This window comes from Bacillus sp. LR_5 (assembly GCF_042709275.1).
This window is the reverse complement of the sequence record NZ_JAVAXX010000560.1, coordinates 1-1,661: the sequence shown is the minus strand read 5'-3', so window position 1 is coordinate 1,661 and position 1,661 is coordinate 1. Positions and strand designations below refer to the sequence as shown.

Below are 1,661 nucleotides of genomic sequence, written 5' to 3'. Positions count from 1 at the left end.
AATATAAAAAGAACCTGGGCAATTTCACCAGGTTCTTTCTTAATTTCCATAGCTAGTCGCATTAAAAAACTTGGTTCGAGCTGATTCAATCCTCTAAGGAAATCCTAAAGTTGGGTTCTTTTTGAATTTACTTGCTTTGTTCGTAGAGTCCCCATTTATAAATTAGACTTTTTGTTCTTAACAGTCCCACCTTTAACTAGTATAAAGTTATGAGGATTCTGGTTAACTACTGAGATATTTTTATTTTGAGTAAGGCTTATGTTTTATAAAGAAGGGTTATGTAAAGGTGTCTGTTGTGAGCAAGCGCTGACTACAAAAAATTGATAGCATTCTCATTTAAATACCATTCTATTAACCTATAGGAAAAGTTATAAAACCAGATGGAGAATACCCTACCTCCAGCAATTCCAAGGCCGTTCACCTAGTAGAAAACAACCTTTAACCATTACTAACGATTTTAATAATCATTGATTATAAAACTTCTCAAGGAACGATCAGCAGCCCGTTAGCTACCCCTGATTAAAGATGATCTGCTACCACACTGTTACGTTAGAACTTCCACTACTTTGATATCCTTCTGTCGCCATGACTTGGTAAGCCCAATTACTGCCCAGATTCATTCCATGGCTCTTCCATGCGTTCACATGATTGCTGAAAGTGATTGTAGCGTTGCTTCCAGTTGGTCTCTTCGTCTGACGAACACTCCAGTACTGCGTAAAAGTCGTGCGATCGCCATCAATGGAAGGTGCGTTATAACGTGTAGTTGTATATATGTCATATGTACCTCCATCACTCTTTACAGTACCTTTATACGTTCCGGTAGGCCTATAAGTACCCCATGAATCCACCACATAATATTCTATGAGGGGCGATCTCGTCCAGCCATACAAAGTCAAATACCCATTGCCATTCGGCGCCCAAACTCCGGCATTATAGTTTATCGTCCTAAATGGCGAACCTGTAGTCCAACCTTTACCAACAACGAAATTTCCGGTATTAGACCAATTAACACTGTAATTCCCGCCAGACCCATTGACAGCGTTTACTATACCGCCCCCATCAGTCCAATTTTGCCAGTAGTCTGTGCTAGCTGCAGAGGCGGTTGCCGAAAACAAGCTAATACTCATTAAAGCTGCCGATAATCCAACTAAGAAATTCTTTTTAAACTTAAACATATGTTACCTCCTATAATATTTTTTCCGACTTTGAGGTAGCACTCGTATACATTTAAAACATTTTTAATTACTAACGCCAAAGCTTTTGATCGTCCCCTCCAGTATAATACCACGAATTCATGAGCAAATATTAAAAGTATTTGTAATTTAATTACAAATACCTAGAAACACATTATAAGTGGTCTTCTTCCACCATATCCTGATCCTTTTTTCGCAGGATCACAATTCTTATTTCTAATTCAGATGGAGTAATATCTGCAATGAATTCCCATTGAACCATTTCACATAAAGGAGATATACATTAGAGATTGTGAAATTATTGTAGCTGCCGCTTGTCTAATGAAGGGAAGCAAATTTATGAAGAATATGAAGAACTGAAGAAGAAAACAATTAAGGTTCTACTAAGAAAGAACTGCTCAATTAGAATTATTGACCAAAAATTTGAGGATGATAGCTTAGATCAGTTTTACAAAGAAGTTGCAAGAT

Annotated in this window: 1 protein-coding gene; it reads right to left on the bottom strand. The window is 37.3% G+C overall.

From position 1 onward, the window contains the following. Positions 1-533 precede the first annotated feature (533 nt). Positions 534-1,175 (bottom strand): endo-1,4-beta-xylanase XynA, encoded by a 642-nt coding sequence (xynA, locus tag RAC86_RS38455; RefSeq protein ID WP_015251938.1) that lies wholly within the window; start codon positions 1,173-1,175, stop codon positions 534-536. Positions 1,176-1,661 lie beyond the last annotated feature (486 nt).

What these genes read in the sequence shown, in the direction of transcription:
- xynA (WP_015251938.1), bottom strand. Translation starts at nt 1,175, where the DNA reads ATGTTTAAGTTTAAAAAGAATTTCTTAGTTGGATTATCGGCAGCTTTA.